Source organism: Symmachiella dynata, assembly GCF_007747995.1.
In the GTDB taxonomy this organism is placed as follows: domain Bacteria; phylum Planctomycetota; class Planctomycetia; order Planctomycetales; family Planctomycetaceae; genus Symmachiella; species Symmachiella dynata.
On sequence record NZ_CP036276.1, the window covers coordinates 3,558,096 to 3,577,783 of the forward strand.

Here is a 19,688-nt window from a genome sequence, read left to right on the forward strand (position 1 = left end):
CTCTTCGATTAGTTAAGAAGACTCCTGGGGCGATTTGGTGATTGCAATCGCCGCAAGGTCCCCTACTCCACCGCATTCAAATACGCCAGCAAATCGGCCATCTGTTGCGGGTTGAGTTGTTTCTCCAACCCTTCGGGCATGAATGAAATCCCGGTGCTGCTTAGTTCGTCGATGTCGACTCGCAACACCGTGTCGCCCGTTCCGTCGGCGCGTTTGAGTGTGACGCTGTTGGCCGTTTCGTTGGTGATCAAGCCTGTGATCGATCGCCCATCGTTGGTGATCAACACATAGCCGACAAATTGCGGTTTCACTTCGCGATTAGGATCAAGGATATTCAGCAGGATCGCCGCGCTGCCTCGATCCTTGATCGCTTTTAAGTCCGCGCCCAGAGCAGTGCCCACCTTTTCTAACTGGTGGCACGAGGTGCAATTTTTACGGAACAGCTGCCGTCCGCTTTCAATGTCTCCCGGCAGAGATAAGGCCGATTGATAGGCTTTGACGACATCATCCCGTTTGCCGAGCGCCTGTGCGGCGAACAACTGCTCTGCCCGTTGGCGAATGGCCATGTTCTTGTGTGTTTTCAACAATTGGATCCGTGCTGCTCCGACATCCGCGGGACGCACTAGATCGTCGTCCACGGCATCAAACAATGCGGTAATCCACGCTGGTCGCGCACTGAGTGTTTCGATGGCCCGTGCACGAACGGAAGGACTCAGTTGCGGCCAAGCTTCGAGAATTAACTCCGCGACAGTTGTATCGTCAAAGCGGACCAACGTTTCTAGTGCGGCCGATTGAATTGCCGGAGGTTGGCGAAGTTGCAGTAACTCGCTGAATAACTCGGCGACGTCAGCGAAATTGCTTAGTCCGAGCGTACGAATCGCTTCGCTGCGCTGAGCCGGGGCGGCCTGTTCGTCGGCTGCGGTTTTTTGGGCTTGTTGGATCAATTGTTCTAACAAGCCGGCGATCTTGGCATTGCCCGTGCCGGTGAGTTGTTGTTTGGTCTTGGCATTGGCTTTGCCAAGCAAGCCGCCGATCAGTGATTGTGCTAACTGTGTCTCTTCAGCCGGGAGGGACTGCACGCTGGTAAGAAATGTGGCGACGTCGCTGTCACGATTTTGCGTGCCGACTTGTTCTGCTAATTTGCCTAGAAATGCGACACCGTGACGGCTTTCACGAAACGGCTGATTGCGCAGTAATTCTGCAGCGACGCCGGCTGCGCCCTGTCCCAGTGAGGCCTGCACCGCAAGTCGAAACCAGGCATCTTCACCATCCTTGAGGATCAAAGCAGCCAAGACGGCATCCCGTCGCGGTCCGTTGCAGGCCCCCATGGAAAATGCGGCCTGGTACCGGACCTGCCGGTCGGTGTCGCTGGTCGTTTGGTACAACGCTTCACAGATTTGCGGTGAATCAGCGGCGAATTGTTCCGCGAGTCGCAGGCTTTCGATTCTCACGTGTGGATCTTGATCGGCAAGGCCCTGCAAGACATCCTCAGCGGTCAATCCTTTTAATCCGTTGAGCGAATGCAGTGCGTACGCTCGTGCCAATGCCGATTCTGATTCCGTAGCCAATTTTCTGAGCAGCGGTTTGGCCGACAGATCTTGCCGTTCATAGATCAGTCGTGAGGCCGTGTCACGACTCCAGCCGTTTGGGCTTTCCAATAGTGAGACTAACTCGGCTGTGGTGGCTTGTCCCAGTTTGGGTAACGGCGGCTGCTTGAAATGATCTGGGACAATGCGGTAAATCCGGCCGCGGTCCGCGCCGCTGTTCACATCGAGATGTTTCAAAATCATGGGCGGAATAAACGCCGCCCCTTCGATCAGCTCGCGGTACATGTCCAACACGTACAACGATCCATCGGGAGCATTCGCCAGTTGGACCGGGCGAAACCAGTTGTCGGTGGAGGACAAAAACTCCGCATCGGCGTCCGCGCGGCGTCCCACCACGCCGACCCCGTTGGGTTCAACAGTTGCGCGGTAGATCAGATTGTTCGAGACTTCCCCCACCAACAGATTGCCGCGGTAGTCCTCTGGCCAGGCATCGCCACGATAAGCGGTGATCCCGGTGGCAGCAGTGAAAAATCCGCCCGCCTTCCCTCCTTCGTCGCTCCCTTTGACAACTCCTTGGGAGCGAAGTCGTGTACGCACGTTGCGCCACGGTTCGATACTGCTGGTGCGGAATAATTTCGTGTACTTTCCATCGGGCGCGATCGTGACCGCCGGTGGCGGAGGCGCGAGGTACGGGTTACGAGCAATGTAGCGGCCATCGTACATCAACGTCTGCATCGGATTGCTGTTGGAGCAGACGAATTTGCGGCCCCAGTCGTCCAAGGTCATGCCGTGTTGGCCATCGCCTGTAGTGAGCTCAAATGTCTTGCTGCGCGGATCAAAAACCATCCCTCGCCCACGGACCTCGACCGGTTCAGCGTTTTCCACAGCTGTCGAGACGACCTGTCCGCCGGCCAACGACAGCGAGAGGTGGATGCGATTGTCCATGCCCCAACGAAACGAATTGAGCCCCGCCTCGCCAGCATGATCTAAGTTGAAACCGGTCATCACTGTTTGTCGCACGTCGGCGCGTCCATCGCCGTCGGTGTCTTTGCAATACAAGACCAGCGGCGGATCAGCGACAAAAGCTCCGCCGTCATAGGCAAAAACCGCCGTCGGGTATTTTACATCATCCAGAAAAACTTTGGCCGTGTCGAATGTCCCGTCGCCGTTGGTGTCTTCCAGAATTTTGACCGTGCCATTCCCTTGGAAATCATAACGGTTGTAGCGCGGAAGTTCGGTCACAAACGCACGACCGTTTTCGTCAAAGGAGATCGAAACCGGATCACGGACCAGCGGTTCAGCAGCCACCAATTCGATGCGAAAACCAGGTTGCAATTGGAAGGTGGTGAGCGCTTCCTGCGGACTTTTTGCGGCAATGCGGGGGAGTTCTGCTTGAAGATCTGGAGTAGCTGGCGTTTTCCCTGGATCTTCCTCGGCAAACAAATTCGCAGTGTAAGCAGCGACGACACATGTCAAAAAACAGCGAGTAAAAAGCAACATAGCTGGCATCAATCATTGCTGGAGTGGAAAAACATCAGGACTTCGATTCTCTCAAACTTGATGACATGACTGCAACCATCGAAATTATGTTTCCTGTAAAAGTCATTTGGCAATGATATGGACGAAATCCGAGATTCTACCGAATGCATTCAAAATTATTGCCCCAAATTCAGCTAGACAACGGATTAACTAGAATCACATCGATCAGAAATAGTAAGATTCGTCAGCGGTTGTCCCTTTATTCGATGCCACTGCGTCTTTGAAGAGAATTCAGCGAATGCAAAAAGAACAACTCGCATCAATTGTTGGCTGGGCGCTGTGTGTACTCTCGGTGTTTCTCGTCGTGGGGACGACGATAGGTAGGAACGGGTCGGGGCCGATGTTTCCGAGTCTGATTCCCGTGTTTGGTGTCCCGTTTGTGATCTTTTTCTTGTTAGCGCAGGCGGGGATCTGCTATTGGCTGCGTTCCAGTTTGGGAATCGCCCTGGTCGTTGCGGTCTGCTTGCTGGGATATTGGATCGGTGGTTTTGGAGAAGCCAAATGGAAACGCCGACATACTCGCCCAGTCGCGATGGATCGGGTCTTGGAACAGCATGGCATTCCGTCTTCCAATTATGACTGGACGCGTGACCGCCTGATTAAAGGGGTCAGCATGAGCGCATTGGTGCTAGGTGTCATCTGCATCCGCAAATGGGACTAACGAGATCCTCCACGTTGGGAACCGCAACGATTCAGTGGGATTGTACTATTTCTCCGATCCCCCCCGGGTGCGGGAAACAGCCGCGCCGATGATTTCACTAATATCATCAGCAGCGAGCGCCTCTTTTTCCAAGAGTCCCTGCGACAGTTTGTCCAGATCTTCACGGTTCTCGGTGAGCATTTGTGTTGCGCGTTTGGCAGCACCAAACAGGATTTTTTGTACTTCCTGGTCGAGAATGCGAGCGGTCTCGTCACTGTATTCTCGTTGGTGCTCAGCGATCTCCTTGCCCAAAAAGGGTTGATGCTCCGCGTGCCTGAGCGAAATGGGACCAATCGCTTCGCTCATCCCCCAATAGCCGACCATCCGTCGTGCCAAATCGGTTGCTTTTTTGAGGTCGTCTTCAGCGCCGGCACTGTATTCATCGAACACCAGTTTTTCAGCAGCACGGCCTCCCAACATAAAGGCCAATTGCGCATGCAGCCGTTTCTCGCCGACATTGTAGCGTTCTTCATCCGGAACCAATTGGGTGACGCCCAGCGAGCGTCCACGGGGGATGATGGTGACTTTGTGCAATTCGTCGACGTCGGGGAGCAACCACGCTAGCAGCGCGTGACCCGCTTCGTGGTAGGCGGTCATTTCCCGTTCGTGTTCGTTAAAGACTTCTTCACGGCGCGGGCCGAGCAACACTTTGTCGTGGGCATATTCAAAGTCCTCGTTTTCAACGCGGTCTTTGCCTTCACGGGTGGCATGCAGAGCGGCTTCGTTGACGAGGTTTTTGAGGTCCGCTCCGGAAAACCCAATCGTCCCCCCGGCGATCGAATCTAAATCGACATTGTCCGCCATGGGGACTTTGCGGGTATGCACTTTGAGCACACCTAATCGGCCCGCTTTGCTGGGACGGTCGATTGTGATGTGTCGATCAAAACGTCCCGGACGCAACAACGCCGGATCCAGCACATCGGGGCGGTTGGTGGCCGCTAAGACAATCACCGCTTCACTCGGCGTGAATCCGTCCATCTCACCCAGAATTTGATTGAGCGTCTGCTCCCGTTCATCATGTCCCCCGCCCACGCCGGTTCCCCGCGCGCGGCCCACAGCATCGATTTCATCAATAAAGATCAAACAGGGCGCGCTCTCCTTGGCGGTGCGAAACATATCGCGTACGCGACTAGCACCCACGCCGACAAACATCTGGATGAATTCCGAACCGTTGATCGAGAAAAACGGCACACCTGCTTCACCAGCGGTGGCGCGGGCCAACAAGGTTTTTCCGGTTCCCGGTGCTCCCATCAGCAAAATCCCTTTGGGGATTTCCGCTCCGAGTTTTTGAAACTTGGTGGGGTTTTTCAAATACTCAACCACTTCCTGCAGCTCGGACTTGGCATTTTCCATCGCGGCGACATCGTCGAAGGTGGTTTGTTGCTCAGCCGGCATGAAGCGCTTGGCGGGGCTTTTAATAAACCCGCCCAGCATCCCGCCCTGCCCCATCGGGTCAGAGGTGCGGCGCATAATGAACCACAAAATTCCCAACATCAACAGTATGGGAAAGAGAACCATCAACAGAAATTGTATGCCCCACGGTGTTTTGGCACCGGTGACTTCGACATTTTTCGCATCCAGGTCCGCGAGTAAATCCTTGTCCTCGGCCGGCGGTCGAACGACATTGAATTTCTTGGGGAATAGCGCTGGTTTAGATTTCTCTGAGTCCGCATCGGCTTTGGGCGGTGGGGTCGTCGCGCTGTCTTCCAGTTTCCGCTCGGGAGGTTTTTTCCAGGTGCCGTAAATCATCTCCTCTTCGATCAGCACCGACTCGATATTATTCGCGGCGAGCTGTTCACGGAAAAAGTCATACCGCACGTTCGCTAGTGATTCGTCACGATACTGCAGCCAATAGAGGAGCAACACCACGCTGACGAGGATGAACATCAACATTCCCCGCGAGATGGGAGCGGGGCGGATCGGCCGCTTGGCGCTGGGGGGACCGTTCCCCGGTTGCGAGGGACCGGGATTTGGGTTCTGAGGGGGGGGCGAGTCCGTGGGGGTATTCAATCGAGGCTCCCTGCCTTTTGCGTGCAAACTATCAAAATGGAGTGCCGTTACCGGCTCATACAGTGTGCAGGGTACTAAACAAGACGCGAACTGGCAATTTAGGCCACCATTGGACACGTATGAAAATTAGGAGAGTCATCAGTCGCAATGACCGTTGCTCCTTGATCGGCGTTTTTTGCCGATTCTCAAAAGTCACACGCTGTTTTTTGTGAAATCTACGGCATTTGTAGTGCCAAGCCGGGTAAGCGCCGTTTTCAAAATCATGCAATGGGGTATAGATTGCCACCATGAGCAGGGGGAAGAGTGGCCAGGTTTTTGAAATGGAATCGTAAGATGCGTCTCTCTTTGTTCAGCTATGGTGTCTGCTTCCTTTTATTCTGCGGGGGGTGTGCGACCCCGATTGAAGAATTATTTCCCGTTCGTGGGCAATCGCCATCACGCAACGTTTATGTGGTGAGTCACGGCTGGCACACCGGGTTGGTCGTGTTGCGCGAAGATGTTCCCCCGGACGTCTGGCCCGAAATTTCCGACTTTCCCCATGCGCGATATCTTGAAATCGGTTGGGGAGACGAGGGATTCTATCGGGCTGAGAAAATCACTGCCCCGCTCTGCTTAAAGGCGGCGTTACTGCCGACGCCGAGCGTGATGCATGTTGTCGGATTCGATCAGCCGTTGGAGGAATACTTTCCCACCAGCTCGATTATCCAGGTGGAATTAACTGAAGCAGGGTTTGACGAACTCTGCCAACACATTTCCGACGCGCACGCCCGAGACGATTGGGGGCAAGCGGAATCGTTAGGACGTGGGATTTACGGAAATAGCCAATTTTACAGGGCGAACGGTTCGTATTATTTTCCGAAAACGTGCAATGTCTGGACGGCGCGTGGCCTGCGCAGGGCCGGTTGCCCGATCGTTCCGAGTATCGCCGTCAGTGCGGGGAATGTGATTTCACAAACACGCGATTTCGGACACGTGATCCGCGATGCGAAATAGCATGCGGCAATGTTCCGCATCATTGCTGCCGAGCATCAGCAGCGCATCCGTAATTGCAGAGACACAGGTTAGACGGCGGCCCCGTAAAGCCCGGCACGAATGTGATTGTGCGAAAGGTCGTCCGGTCTCGCGTGAGGCGAGCGGCTTTAGTCTTTCCAGGCGTAGCGTACGATGCACCACAGCGCTTTGACGCCGTCGCGCCAGCCGATCTTTTTGCCTTCGGCATAGGGGCGACCATTGTAGCTGATGGAGAGCTCGTAGATTCTCAAATCGCGCCGCGCGATCTTGGCGGTAATCTCCGGTTCGAATCCAAAGCGATCCTGTTTCAACGTGGGCAAAATCTCCTGCAGCACTTCCCGGCGAAACAGCTTGTAGCAGGTTTCCATGTCGGTGAGGTTCAAGTTGGTGAAACAGTTCGACAAGGTGGTCAGCACTTGGTTGCCCATGTAGTGCCAATAATACAGCACCCGGTGCGCGTAGTCGCCCAAAAACCGTGAACCATAGACCACGTCGGCTTTGCCGGTCAGGATCGGTTGCAACAAGCGGGGAAACTCGGAAGGATCGTATTCCAGATCTGCGTCTTGAACGACGATGACGTCGCCGGTCGCCGACTCAAACCCTGTTCGCAGCGCTGCTCCCTTGCCGCGATTGACTTCGTGATACTTGATCTGCAATCGATTGGAATCGTCGTCGTTGGCTTGTGATTCCAAGGACTTGAGCAGTTCGATCGTCCCATCGGTGCTGCCGTCATCGACCAGAATCAATTCTTTGCGAATCGGAACCGCGCGGACGCAATCGACGAGGGTCATCAGTGTATTCCGCTCGTTGTAGATCGGAATCACAACCGAGAGCAGGAAATCTTCGGGAATCGCATAGACCCCCAACTGTCGGCAAACACCCTCGCCAAATTGCTTGAGGAGTGTGTCGTACCAAGGTTGAGAATAGGGGGACTCGCTCGATTCGTTCATTGCCTAGATTCCGTCAATTCGATGATCCACTATAGTTACCGCTGTCGGCATCGAGAGCTTAGGCCGATATCTCCACCGAAATACTTCCATCATAAATGCCGTGATATCGGCATGAGAGGACGTGTAACTATATAGCACACAGCGGGAAACGCACAAATCCCCATTCTAGGAAAATGGCGTATGGAGAACGCGGGGAAAACATCGGATTTCCCGTCGTGGTGCGATTGCGGTGCTATTGTGCCGCGGAGCGAGAGCTTTACCGTTGGTACCAATGCCGATTCAAGCTGCTGTTGCCGGACTCGATCAGTTTCTGAGCCAATGTGGCCACCTGATGCGCGATCCAACGGCAGGCTTCGATCGTAGCGGTGGCCAACCCGAGACAAAAGTCGGAAATCCAGCGGACCAATTCTGGCCGCTGGGCGGCACGCAGAGCGCGAATCTCATCGACCGACAGGCCGCGATCGAGCATTTCACGCTGAAAGGCCAGTTCCCGCTCCCTGCGTCCGGCTCGGTAATCGTCAATCTTGCGCACCATGGCTGCGATGTTTCGACGAAGTTTCGTCGCCAAACCGCGGACGCATTCTACGGCGTATTGCCAGCAAGACTGCTGACTTTGCAGGCATTTTGCGAGGTAACCTCGGTGCTGGCCTGACCAAAGTAGGTCGATATCCGTAGCCGAGAGACCTCGGTTGAGCAGATCGACTTTGAAGGCCAGCTCCAATTCGCGCGTGCGATATTTGCGGTATTGAATGGCCGCCGCGCAAGCGATCAAACTGACCGTGGCCAGGATCATGCCCAATGTGCCGGCCAAAAACGCGAGTTGGGGTTCATTCAGCATGAGTAACTGATCCAACATCGTCGATCTCCCGGTCTATCGAATATTAGCCATTCCCACCAAACTCGATTGAGATTGGTTTCTGGCTATTCGCTAGACCATGGGCGTTCTTGACCGAAAAATCAAAGAAATTGTCATTCGGCCGGCGAGGTTTAAGTCGCTGCAACCGCCGCCAATTCTTCTTGTCCCAGACGATCACAAAAATCACCAAACGATTCCCCCGCATTGCGTTGTTCTTTGAACAAGGCGAACAGTGGCGAGAGTTTGGGCACGATCTCCGTTGAGGGGACCATATCTTCGTAAATAAAAGCCAACCGCGTTCCTTCGGCGTTGCCTCCGAGGTACAGCGTATATTTCTCGCCCGCCGCTTTGCCGACGAGTCCAATATCAGGCGTGTAGGGACGAGCACAGCCGTTGGGGCAGCCGGTCATGTGCAGAGAAATCCGCTCGTCCGTCAGGTCCTGCCGTGCCAGCTCTGCTTCGAATTCCTCGATCAGACTCGGCAAGGCGCGTTCGGATTCGGTAATCGCCAATCCGCAGGTCGGCCAGGCGGGACAGGCGATTGCGAGCCGACGGAACGGCGTCATCTCCTCTGCGGCGGTTATACCGTGAGCAACCAGAATGGCTGTGATGTCGTCGCGATCCTTGGGTTCGATGTCGCAAAGGAGAACACTTTGCAACGCCGTCAGCCGTGTTTCCATCCCGTATTTTTCCAGAATTGTCCGCAAGCCGGTTTTGTACCGCGCTTCTTCCAAGTCTTGAATACGTCCGCTGGGGACGTTGATTCCGACGAACCATTTGCCGTCCCCTTGTTCGTGCCAACCGAGATGGTCATCGACATCGGTGACCACAACAGGGCGCGGATCAGGCAGTGCTTGGCCGTAATATTCTTCGACTTTGGTTTTGAACTTCTCCACACCCCAGTCGGCGATCAGGTATTTGAGCCGAGCGATTTTGCGGTCAGAGCGGTTTCCAAAGTCGCGTTGCACTTTCACAACGGCCTCAGCCACGTCGACGGCCTGTTCAGGCGTGACGAAGGCCATGGGTTTGGCGAGATAGGGGAATGTTTTCTTGGCCGAGGGAGTCGCACCCATGCCACCCCCCACTAGGACATTGTATCCGACGATTTCATCGCCTTCGACGATTGCCAAGAAACCAAGATCGTTGGAGTGAATGTCGACGCAGTTATCTTCCGGCAAGGTCACGCAGGTTTTGAATTTGCGCGGTAGATATGTTTTGCCATAAATCGGCTCTTCAACCGGCTGGAACTGGGCGGTCGCGTTGGTCTTTTCACCCGCTTCGTCGGTGAGCCAAATATCGTAATAGCTGGTTGTTTTCGGTTTCAGGTGTTCGGCGATGGCATCGCAGAGCGCCTGCATCTGATCGTGCACCGGGCTGTGTTTGTGCGGCGCAGGGCAGCACATCACGTTGCGTTCCACATCGCCACAGGCGCAAAACGTCGTGAGTTGAGAGTCGTTAATGGCGCGGATCGTCTCTTTGATATTGTCCTTCAGCACGCCGTGCAGTTGAAATCCTTGCCGTGTGGTCACCCGCACCGTGCCGTTGCCGTATTTCTCACAGAGGTCCAATTCGGCCAGAAATTGAGCAGCCGTGACTTTTCCACCGGGAATCCGCGTGCGGACCATGCAGCTGTATGACTTGCCCTTGCGCGAACCATCTTCGTTTTTTTGCCCGCGTTCGTCGCGATTGTCTTGTTGATAGGAACCGTGAAACTTCAGAAGTTGCAATGCATCGCCGGTGAAATGATCTTCACTCGCCGCCAATTCCTCAGCAATTGTCCCACGCAGTTGTTGACTGGCTTCTTTGAGTACTTCAATCTTACTGGGCTTCGACGCTTTGTCCGTTTTTGTATCGGTGGCCATACGTTCTTTCAGACTCCTCAGACTGCAGTGGCTATTGCGGCCATTCGGCTGCCAAACCGAAAAGTCATGGCAGTGGGTCGCGTGATATATAGATCAAAAAATCGCCGTGTCACTGGCGGGACGCGCTTGGATTGCGGTTTACTAGGCATTTCACCTGCCGTCAACGGCAAGTATAATTCTTCTGCCCGTTTTTGAGTAGGGGACAACCAAATTGCGGGGGCGGGGAATGCAGCTGTGTCCGGTGTCTTCTAGGGCGAGCTGCAAACGGGGTTGGCTTTTCTTCAGCCACAAATCTGCCGGGAACACGCAGTTTTGCCTCTAAAGAGCACGAAGGATCGATTTTGAAGCGGTTTTGGGATAATGCAGTGCTTCTACTCGGAACCGGACTGGGAATCGGTTGGATTCCTGTCGCGCCGGGGACATTCGGCACATTGTGGGGGCTGCCTTTGGTGTGGGGAATCCAGCAGTTTCCGTTACCAATTCAGTGCTTGGTGATCATTGGACTCTTTATAATCGGGATCCCGATCTGCGGGCGTTCGGCGAAATTAATGGGGACCGACGACCCTGGGGGCGTGGTTTTTGACGAAATCGCTGCCATGCCGATCGTGTTTCTGGTGACTCCTCTGACTTGGCCGACTGCCATCTTTGGTTTTTTGTGGTTTCGAGTCTTTGATATCTTAAAACCACCTCCAGCATCTCGGTTGGAGAAAATGCACGGCGGACTGGGGATTATGGCGGACGACAGCATGGCCGGGATTTATGCAGCCGTTGCCCTATGGGGCACAGCGAAAATCTGGGGCCTCGAGACGCTGGTTTGACGATATAAGCAACAGGCCCAGCGAATTTTATGCGCCGTCACACAGGAAAGACACACGCAGGCCGGCAATGTTCGCCATGACAGTAAATCGGCTGGCGAGATTTTTTTCGAAGTTCCATATGGCCAACCGGTGTGCGAAACGCTATGAAATGGTGATTCGGTGAGGCCTGACTGAGAAGATTCGGAAACCCAGCGACAAGGACGATTTAGACGTGCCAGCTCACATCATTGACGGCAAGGCGTTGGCTGAAAAATTGCGGGTGGAGATCGCCAGCGACGTTTCCACCTTCGTCAACGAAACCGGAGTCACGCCTCATTTGGCAGCGGTACTGGTGGGAGACGATCCGGCGAGCGCCGTCTATGTTCGCAACAAGGAACGCGCCTGCGCCAACGTCGGAATCGGCAGCACGTTGCATCGGCTTGCATCGGAAACGACACAGGCCGAATTGTTGGAGTTGATTCATCAACTCAATGCAGACGACAGCGTACACGGAATTTTGGTGCAGTTGCCTTTACCTGCTCAAATTCATGAAAAAGCGGTCCTCGACGCAGTTTCTGCCCTGAAGGACGTCGATGCGTTTCACCCCGAAAATGTCGGATTGATCGTGCAAGGCCGTCCACGCTTTTTGCCCTGCACGCCGTGCGGCGTCCAACAGATGTTGATTCATCAAGGCGTTCAGACCGCTGGCGCGCATGCGGTCGTAATCGGACGGAGCGAAATTGTCGGCAAACCGTTGGTCAACATGCTGATGCAAAAAGGCGAAGCCGCCAACGCCACCGTGACCGTCTGCCACAGTCGGACACGCGACCTGAACGACATCACACGTCAGGCGGATATTTTGATTGCTGCGATCGGTTTGCCGCTATTTGTGAAGGCCGACATGGTCAAGCCCGGTGCGGCGGTCATAGACGTGGGGATCAATCGGCTGGACGGCAAATTGGTCGGAGATGTCGATTTTGATCAAGTCCGCGAAGTCGCCGGGGCGATTAGTCCTGTTCCGGGCGGAGTCGGACCGATGACGATAACAATGTTGCTGCGCAATACTTTGACGGCTGCAACCTTATTGAGAAAAACGAGTTGATGATCCGGCGCTCTTCCTGATGAAGGGGCGTCCCGTACTTTTGGGATGCGGTTTATTACAAGAACAGGGACGGACGAAAAAATTATGGCTGTCGACCAAAATATTCGTGAAAAATTGTTTCAGGTCATTGATAGTAATTTCTCCATCTCTCGTGGATCGCCCATGCCGTTGGGGCCGACATTGCAGCGGCACGGCATCAACTTTGCCGTTTTCTCAAAACACGCCACCGGTGTGACGTTGGTGTTGTTCGTGCCGGGCGAAATGGAGCCGATCGCGGAGTTTCCGCTCGATCCGCACTACAACCGCACCGGTCAAGTGTGGCACGCCTTTGTGAGCGGCGTCGATGTGGGGATCCAATACGGTTACCGCATGCAGGGACCACACGACCACATCCACAAATTCGACTACGATCAGGTGTTGCTCGATCCCTATGCCCGTTCGGTGTCGGGAAGTTCCCGTTGGGGGTCACGGCACGACATCGACCATCATCACGATCCGCTTGCCGAAGGGGGCGAAGTTCACGGCCAGCATTCGGTCGTGGTCGACGGTGAATTCGATTGGGAATTCGACCAACCGCTCAATCGACCGTTGTGGGAAACGATTATCTACGAAATGCACGTGCGGGGCATGACGGCGAATGAGAATTCGGGCGTGAAACATCCCGGCACGTTTCGGGGACTGATCGACAAAATCCCGTATTTAAAGGATTTGGGGATCACCGCCATCGAACTGCTCCCCATCAACGAGTTTGATGAATCGGGAAATTGGCGCCGCAATCCGCTGACGGGCGAACGATTGTTCGACTATTGGGGCTACAACTCGATTGCCTTCTTCGCCGCCAAAGCCGCGTATGCATCGGACAACGGCGTCGGCGCTGAAGTGAATGAATTTAAAACGATGGTCAAGGCGATGCACGATTCGGGCATCGAGGTCATCCTGGATATCGTGTTCAATCACACGTCTGAGGGAGACGAGCGGGGACGAACGTTGTCGTTTCGCGGCATCGACAACTCGGTCTATTACATGATCGATCCCAAGACGGGACGGCACTACAACTATTCTGGTTGCGGCAACACGATGAACTGCAATCACCCGGTCGTCCGAGACATGATTTTGGACAGCCTACGGTACTGGGTGACGGAAATGCACGTCGACGGGTTCCGCTTCGACTTGGCCTCGATTTTAGGGCGGGGACAGGATGGTTCGGTCTTGCCCAACCCGCCGTTGTTGGAACGCATCGCCGCTGATCCCGTGTTGGCAAATACGAAAATCATTGCCGAGGCTTGGGACGCCGGCGGGCTCTATCAGGTCGGGACGTTTCCCGCCTGGGGCCGCTGGGCGGAATGGAACGGGAAATTCCGCGATGACATCCGCTCGTTTGTAAAAAGCGATCCCGGTGCGGTGGCCTCATTGGCCACCCGTTTGTCCGGTTCGGCCGATTTGTATCAAGGCAGCGGTCGTGCGCCGTATCACAGTATCAATTTCGTCACCAGCCACGATGGCTTCACGATGTCGGACTTGGTTTCCTACAACACGAAGCACAATGAATCCAACGGCGAACGCGGCGCCGATGGCGACAACGACAACCACAGTTGGAATTGCGGCGAAGAAGGACCGACGAAATCGGCGGAGATCAATAAACTCCGCAGGCAGCAGGTCAAAAACATGGCGACCCTGCTGATGTTGTCGCACGGGGTACCCATGCTGCTGGCGGGCGATGAATTCGGTCGCACGCAGAACGGAAATAACAATGCTTATTGCCAAGACAACACCACATCGTGGGTGGATTGGTCGTTGGCGAAAAAGAACAAGGACTTGTTAGAGTTCTTCCAACGACTGATTCAGTTTCGTCGCCGCAATACAATTTTTCAGCGGAGGACATTCGGCGACGATGGCATCACGATTGCTTGGCACGGAAAGCATTTGAACCAGCCCGATTGGTCCTGGGAGTCGCGGAGCTTGGCGATGCGGATGTTCGAAAATCAAGGCACCGAAAACTCGACCGATATTTATCTCATCGCCCACGCACATTGGGTACCGGCAGCATTTGAGCTCCCGGCATTGCCCAGTGGTCGCAAATGGTACCGATTTATTGACACTTCGTGTGGCAAGGACTCAATCGCCGATGTGGATTGTGAAATTCCGCTCTCGGATCAATGCAGCTACAATGTGTTTCCGCGGTCCACTGTTTTGTTGATCGCCAAAGATATCGAAACCCAGCCGTTGCCCTCATCCAATTAGCGGGCAACGCGCATTCACAGAGTCGAACAACACCCGCCCGCGGCGATGTCGCGGTGCGGGTTTTTATTTTTTCGGAGCGGGGACGGTGAGTTTCACTGTCCGTTCTGTTGCCGTCGGATTGACAGTGATCGGGAGCGACCAGTTGGCCGTACGGATTTTGCAGAGTCCGCCAGCACCGTCGCGGCAAAATTGATAGGTCACCGAGATCAACAATGTCGTTGCGCCGGTTTCCTGCTCAAGCGGCAACGCGAATTGTGCTGCTCCGTCAGCGAATTTGGCTTCGCCGCGAATGCCCAGATGTTTGTCAGCAATCAGTGACTGCGCTCCCTGAGCGGTCACACGGTAAGTAACGGGCGCGAGTTTGTTGATTTTAAAGCCGTCGGGAATGTCCAACTGAACCGCAAAGGGCAACGTCTTGCCGGCAGCGATTTCAGTGGGGGGCAGTTTGATGACATTCTTTAGCGGACGCTGTTTGGCGACTGCTTTGGGTGGCGAGGGGGGCATTAAACCGGCGATGTCCAACGTTGTGACTTGCTTGGAATCCAGATCGGCAACACGAATTTGATGATTGTTGGTATCAGCGATGTACAACCGCGATCCCGCTACAGCCAGACCTGCCGGTTCGGAGAACTGCGGCGGCTGAGCTTTGTTGCCAGCTGTGCCGGTTCCCAGGAAAGTCATGCACTGACCCGTGTCGATGTCCACGACTTTGATTTTGTGGTTGTAACTGTCGGCGACATACAGTTTGCCGTTGTCGTAGGTGATCCCCAACGGATGTTGCAGTTTGACTTCGGCGCCAACACCATCGACATCACCGAACCGGAATAGCCCGCCGCCGTTTTTGCCGACGAGCGTGGTGACCGTTCCCTCGGGGTCTAAGTCGATTTTGCGGACCGCCGATGCTTCGCTGTCCACGACGTACAGAAATTCACCATCCGTCGCCACGCCAGAGGGTTGCGCCATCGCCGATTCGAACATCGGTCCGTCAATGACATCCTCACGACCGGAACCTGCATAGGGCCGCACCGTGCCGGCGGTTTCGTCGAGCACCCACATCTGGTGCGGACCGGCCATGGCGATGTAAAGTTGGTCGCCGATGGCTGACAACGCCCAGGGGCTGTTTAATGCGGTCGTCAGCAACTCCTTGCCCACTCTTCGAGACCGGTTTTGTTCGCCCGTGCCGGCCAACGTCGCGACTTGCTTGGTTTTGAGGTCGACTTTGCGGATGAGGTGATTTTCGGTGTCGGCGATGTAAAGCACATCGCCCCGCAGAGCCATGCCTTGTGGATGATCGAACGTGGCTGTGTCGTATCCGCCATCATCGGTGCCCATGTTGCCATTGCCGATGATGTCCACCAGTTTGCCGTCGAGCGTAGTGATGACGATACGATTGTTGTTGCTGTCGGAGATATACAACCGATCAGCAGTTTCGTCAGCCAGCAGTTTGCCGGGATAACGTAGCGGTGTCGGTTGAGCACTTTCGCGTTCCAGCTGAAAGTCGATGGGGGTCTCGTCCAGCGTCCCTTTTTTACGGTGGTATGCGAGCAACGGCTGGATGACGTGTTTGTCGATCGTTTGGTGTTGAAATTCGCCTGAGTTGTTGCCCACAAAATAGCCCTCGGGATCGATGATGCCGATGGTGGGCCAAGACCGCGTGAAGAACTTGCGCCACAACGTCATGTCCGAATCATTGATGACCGGGTGTTCAATTTCATAACGCATGATCGCTTGACGAATATTCTCGGTCCCCTTCTCATTGTCGAACTTGGCTGAATGGATACCAATGACGACCAATTGATCGGGGTATTTCTTTTCCAGCGCTTTCAGTTCCGGCAAAATGTGAATGCAGTTGATGCAGCAGTAGGTCCAAAAATCGAGAATCACGATTTTGCCCCGCAGATCTTGCGGTGTGATCGGTCCGGATGTGTTCAACCAACCGTTGCCGCCATCGAAATCTTTGACGCGGAAATGGCGGGTGAATGGATTTTTCTCTTCGACGGGTTGGTCAGCATCGGCAGCCGGTTTGTCGGCTGTCGGTTTTGCTTCATCCGTTTTGGGTTTGTCGGCGTCGTCAGCAACGGCGATTTGCCCGCCAAAAAGAACCGCGGCACACAAGCAAACGCTGATGATGCCGTTTGGATTGACGAACTGATGTTTCCATTGAAGTCGGTTGAGCTGCATTGCAGAAGGTCCCTCTAAAGCGGTGGCTGCCGGCTGGATTCACAGTGAGCGAACAGCGTGAGGATACCGCAGTACAGGGATGCCTGACAACCGAGAATACCGACGCTACGGCGTTTCCACCGGCGGGCGGTCTTCCACGGTCCAGCTTTTATTGAGGAAGCGTTTGCCGTCGACTTGAACGGCGCGCAAGCTGATTTCTTCGCCGATCAATGAATCAGCGTTCAGAATCCGGTAAAACTTGCGGTCTTCGCCGCGGCCCAGTTTGACGACGGACCGCTTTTGCCGCCGCCGTCCGGGGATCAGCAGGTTGCAGTTGAAATTCAGGATTTCCAACGGTTCGGTGATGTTGGTGATGATTTGCTCGACGACAAGAATCGCGTGACCATGTTTTCGCTCGACATGGTAATTGACATCCAATTTGACTTTGCCGAGCCCCAAAGTGTAAGGGCGGTGCACGGTGAAATGGTATTCGCGGTCGGCGGAGATGTTAAAATCGACAGTGGCGGAGAGATCCCCAATGCCCGCACCACGGGGGAAAGATAAGGAAACGGGCAGTTGGAATGCTTCATTGGGCGACAGCGTCAGTGGGGTGCGCAGTTGCTCGACGTTCCATTTGTCACTGTATTTCAAGTCCGAACTGACGGTGATGCCCTGACCAAAGGTATTCGTCCCGGTGATCATCTCCTGGTGTTCGCCAAATTCACTGGGGACTCGTTTGCGTTGAAATTGCATTGCCAAACGAAAGCGGGCGACCGGTTCAGAACACTTGCGTACGATGATCGGGACAGGACCGACTTGGAGTACTTGTTGCCGCCGAGCCTGAGTCGATTTGCGGTCGATGGTTTGTCGCAGTTCAATGACTTCCGCGGGACGCGTGCGGCCGAACAGGTCGGTAATCTCTACATTTTCGCCCAGGTAGATTTTCTCCGTTGTCGGTTGGTCGTTCCAAATCACCATCAACACTTCACCCGGTTTGGCAAAGACGACGTTGGGGCTGTTGTTGGGCATTTGAAATTTGCCGAGAAACGTCGACTCCTGCAAGGCGAGCGCTGTGGTCCGCCAGGGAAGAAACAGTTCCGTTGGTGAACCATCGGGATACAATAGCCCGAATTCTGGATCAAACGGATTGTAGGCGAAGACCGCATCCGCGCCACCCAATTGCGCGACCATCATGCGACGGACCAGATCGGCTGCGCGTTCGTTGAGTTGGTGGTCGGTCGACAACGGTTTGATGAGGACCCAGCGCGGAATCCCGGTGGCAGCGGTGCGTTCCAGATGCTGTTGCAATTGAGCATCGTTAGGAGTCGGGTCTGTGTTCAGCGATAAGAAACTGTTCGGCAGAGTTTCGCCTTGCGGCAATGGCTGTGTCCAGTCCCAGTGGACGCCGATTTGCACATTGCGGCCGACGCGGTCGAATTCTTGTTTGATCGAGTCCACAACTTGCGGCAGCCGCTTCATGCCGACGAAACTTTTATCCGATTCATCCCCCAACTGCCAATGCCGCACGCGGAACGAATAACTGGCAATCACCGGTTCCAGTGAGGGATACCAGAAGTCGTTGGGCATGTTGAAGATTTTGCCGATGGCTGAGCCGGTGAAATCTTCAGCGAATTTATCCATCAACGATTTTGGCGGATGATTCAACAGACCGACCAGTTTGATGTCCTTGCGCGTTAAACGTTCGACGAGTTGTGTGACATCAGCCGAGTCATTCATACCGGCGACGCCTTTGTCGGTCCACAAAGGATACTTGACCCAATTGACCCCGCCTTGTGCCGCGACTTCGGCCAGTTCGGGCACATCCATTTCGCCGGCACCTTCGGTCAGTGACCAGCCGAAGTTACCGTGGCTACCAGGGCGGGCGCGTTCCATCACGGCGAAGGTTGTCAGTTTTTGCAGGATGGAAACATCATCCCGCTTGAATGTGGCGCGGACGCGGTAAAAGCCTTTTTTTAACAATGTTTCATCGTTGTGCGTCAATTCCGACAGGTCCCACTTGTAGGTATGCTCGCCCGAATTGTTCAGGTCCTTATCATCCGCGCGCCGCTCCCGTTTGATCCATTTGATCTCCGAATCACCCCCCGATGTTTCTGCTTCGGCTGTTTCTAACTCCAAAACGAGTTGGTGTTTGCGACCGGCATCACGTCCTGAAACACTCGCTTCGATTTGAATCCGTTCTCCTTCGAGGAAATAGTGTTGGTTGTTATGCGTTGAGATGGTGACCAACGGGAGGCTCACCAAGCGAATGTCATCAAACCAAGCGTCGCCGTGAATATCCATTTTGGCGCCCGCCATCAAATGACAGCCGATCACCACAAATTTGAATTCCGGTTTCGGATTGAAGGGGCCGACACGTACGGTTTGAAATTCAGCGTGTGTCCCCATCACCGCTTGGCTGAGATGGCGTTCGATTCGTTGACGTTTATAATTCAAAAAGGAGAGCGAAATGAACGCGGCGTCATGGACTAAGCCAGCTGTGCGAATCTTCGCCTCCAGACCATAGGAATGATCCGTGGCAATCCGAATCGCCGGGGAATAATACGTCGCCTGTCCGCCGTTGAGTGTGAATTGTAGCGACCGCTGGCCGTCATAATCGCTGGGGGCATCGATGGGATCGATGAAGGCCTCGACGTATTCGGGAAACAGCGGGCCGCGTCGTCGACTCCAATCGGTCGGTTGCGGAAGTTTGTCCAACGTGCGATCTTTTTCTTGATCAAACGTGAACATGCGAACCGTCTCGGCCGCTTCAAACGGATCGAGAGCGTGATCGGCCGGCGTTGCAGCCGCCAACGTCAGGCACAACAACGTTGTCAAACTTCCCATCATCGGGCGGTTCCGGCACTTTCCAGCGGAGTGGGGCAAACACCGGTCAGAGAGAACCGGTTCTCTTAG

12 protein-coding genes are annotated in these 19,688 nt (G+C 54.6%); 5 read left to right on the top strand and 7 right to left on the bottom strand.

What is annotated here, in order from left to right:
- Nucleotides 1-62 precede the first annotated feature (62 nt).
- Nucleotides 63-3,047 (bottom strand): PVC-type heme-binding CxxCH protein, encoded by a 2,985-nt coding sequence (locus Mal52_RS13730; protein WP_197534899.1) that lies wholly within the window; start codon nucleotides 3,045-3,047, stop codon nucleotides 63-65.
- Between the two features lie 277 nt (nucleotides 3,048-3,324).
- Here Mal52_RS13730 and Mal52_RS13735 point away from each other — a divergent pair, with 277 nt between their 5' ends.
- On the top strand, nucleotides 3,325-3,747 hold the full coding sequence (locus tag Mal52_RS13735; protein ID WP_145376775.1) for a hypothetical protein: 423 nt from the start codon (nucleotides 3,325-3,327) through the stop codon (nucleotides 3,745-3,747).
- Nucleotides 3,748-3,792: 45 nt separating this feature from the next.
- Here the strand turns inward: Mal52_RS13735 and ftsH are convergent, their stop codons facing one another.
- Complete coding sequence (gene ftsH, locus Mal52_RS13740; protein WP_231962657.1) at nucleotides 3,793-5,796, bottom strand: ATP-dependent zinc metalloprotease FtsH; 2,004 nt, start codon at nucleotides 5,794-5,796, stop codon at nucleotides 3,793-3,795.
- 333 nt (nucleotides 5,797-6,129) lie between these two features.
- Here ftsH and Mal52_RS13745 point away from each other — a divergent pair, with 333 nt between their 5' ends.
- Nucleotides 6,130-6,789: a DUF2459 domain-containing protein gene (locus tag Mal52_RS13745; protein WP_145376776.1), complete on the top strand. Its 660-nt coding sequence runs from the start codon at nucleotides 6,130-6,132 to the stop codon at nucleotides 6,787-6,789.
- A 146-nt stretch (nucleotides 6,790-6,935) separates the two neighbouring features.
- Here the strand turns inward: Mal52_RS13745 and Mal52_RS13750 are convergent, their stop codons facing one another.
- From Mal52_RS13750 to Mal52_RS13760, 3 genes are all read right to left on the bottom strand, one after another.
- Complete coding sequence (locus Mal52_RS13750; protein ID WP_145376777.1) at nucleotides 6,936-7,757, bottom strand: glycosyltransferase family 2 protein; 822 nt, start codon at nucleotides 7,755-7,757, stop codon at nucleotides 6,936-6,938.
- A 256-nt stretch (nucleotides 7,758-8,013) separates the two neighbouring features.
- Complete coding sequence (locus Mal52_RS13755; protein ID WP_145376778.1) at nucleotides 8,014-8,613, bottom strand: hypothetical protein; 600 nt, start codon at nucleotides 8,611-8,613, stop codon at nucleotides 8,014-8,016.
- 131 nt (nucleotides 8,614-8,744) lie between these two features.
- Nucleotides 8,745-10,475 (bottom strand): NADPH-dependent assimilatory sulfite reductase hemoprotein subunit, encoded by a 1,731-nt coding sequence (locus Mal52_RS13760; protein ID WP_145376779.1) that lies wholly within the window; start codon nucleotides 10,473-10,475, stop codon nucleotides 8,745-8,747.
- A gap of 365 nt (nucleotides 10,476-10,840) precedes the next feature.
- On the opposite strand from Mal52_RS13760, the gene Mal52_RS13765 reads away from it, so the two are divergent.
- The 3 genes from Mal52_RS13765 to glgX all read left to right on the top strand — a co-directional run bounded on the left by Mal52_RS13765 (nucleotide 10,841) and on the right by glgX (nucleotide 14,615).
- On the top strand, nucleotides 10,841-11,293 hold the full coding sequence (locus Mal52_RS13765) for a phosphatidylglycerophosphatase A family protein (RefSeq protein WP_197533934.1): 453 nt from the start codon (nucleotides 10,841-10,843) through the stop codon (nucleotides 11,291-11,293).
- A gap of 211 nt (nucleotides 11,294-11,504) precedes the next feature.
- Nucleotides 11,505-12,374 (top strand): bifunctional methylenetetrahydrofolate dehydrogenase/methenyltetrahydrofolate cyclohydrolase FolD, encoded by an 870-nt coding sequence (gene folD / locus Mal52_RS13770; protein ID WP_145376781.1) that lies wholly within the window; start codon nucleotides 11,505-11,507, stop codon nucleotides 12,372-12,374.
- Nucleotides 12,375-12,458: 84 nt separating this feature from the next.
- On the top strand, nucleotides 12,459-14,615 hold the full coding sequence (gene glgX / locus Mal52_RS13775) for a glycogen debranching protein GlgX (protein WP_145376782.1): 2,157 nt from the start codon (nucleotides 12,459-12,461) through the stop codon (nucleotides 14,613-14,615).
- Between the two features lie 63 nt (nucleotides 14,616-14,678).
- On the opposite strand, the gene Mal52_RS13780 is transcribed toward glgX, so the two are convergent.
- Nucleotides 14,679-16,796, bottom strand: a complete 2,118-nt coding sequence (locus Mal52_RS13780) for a thioredoxin-like domain-containing protein (RefSeq protein WP_145376783.1) — start codon at nucleotides 16,794-16,796, stop codon at nucleotides 14,679-14,681.
- Between the two features lie 105 nt (nucleotides 16,797-16,901).
- The gene (locus tag Mal52_RS13785) at nucleotides 16,902-19,622 is read right to left on the bottom strand and encodes a hypothetical protein (RefSeq protein ID WP_145376784.1); all 2,721 of its coding nucleotides are present in this window, start codon (nucleotides 19,620-19,622) and stop codon (nucleotides 16,902-16,904) included.
- Nucleotides 19,623-19,688 lie beyond the last annotated feature (66 nt).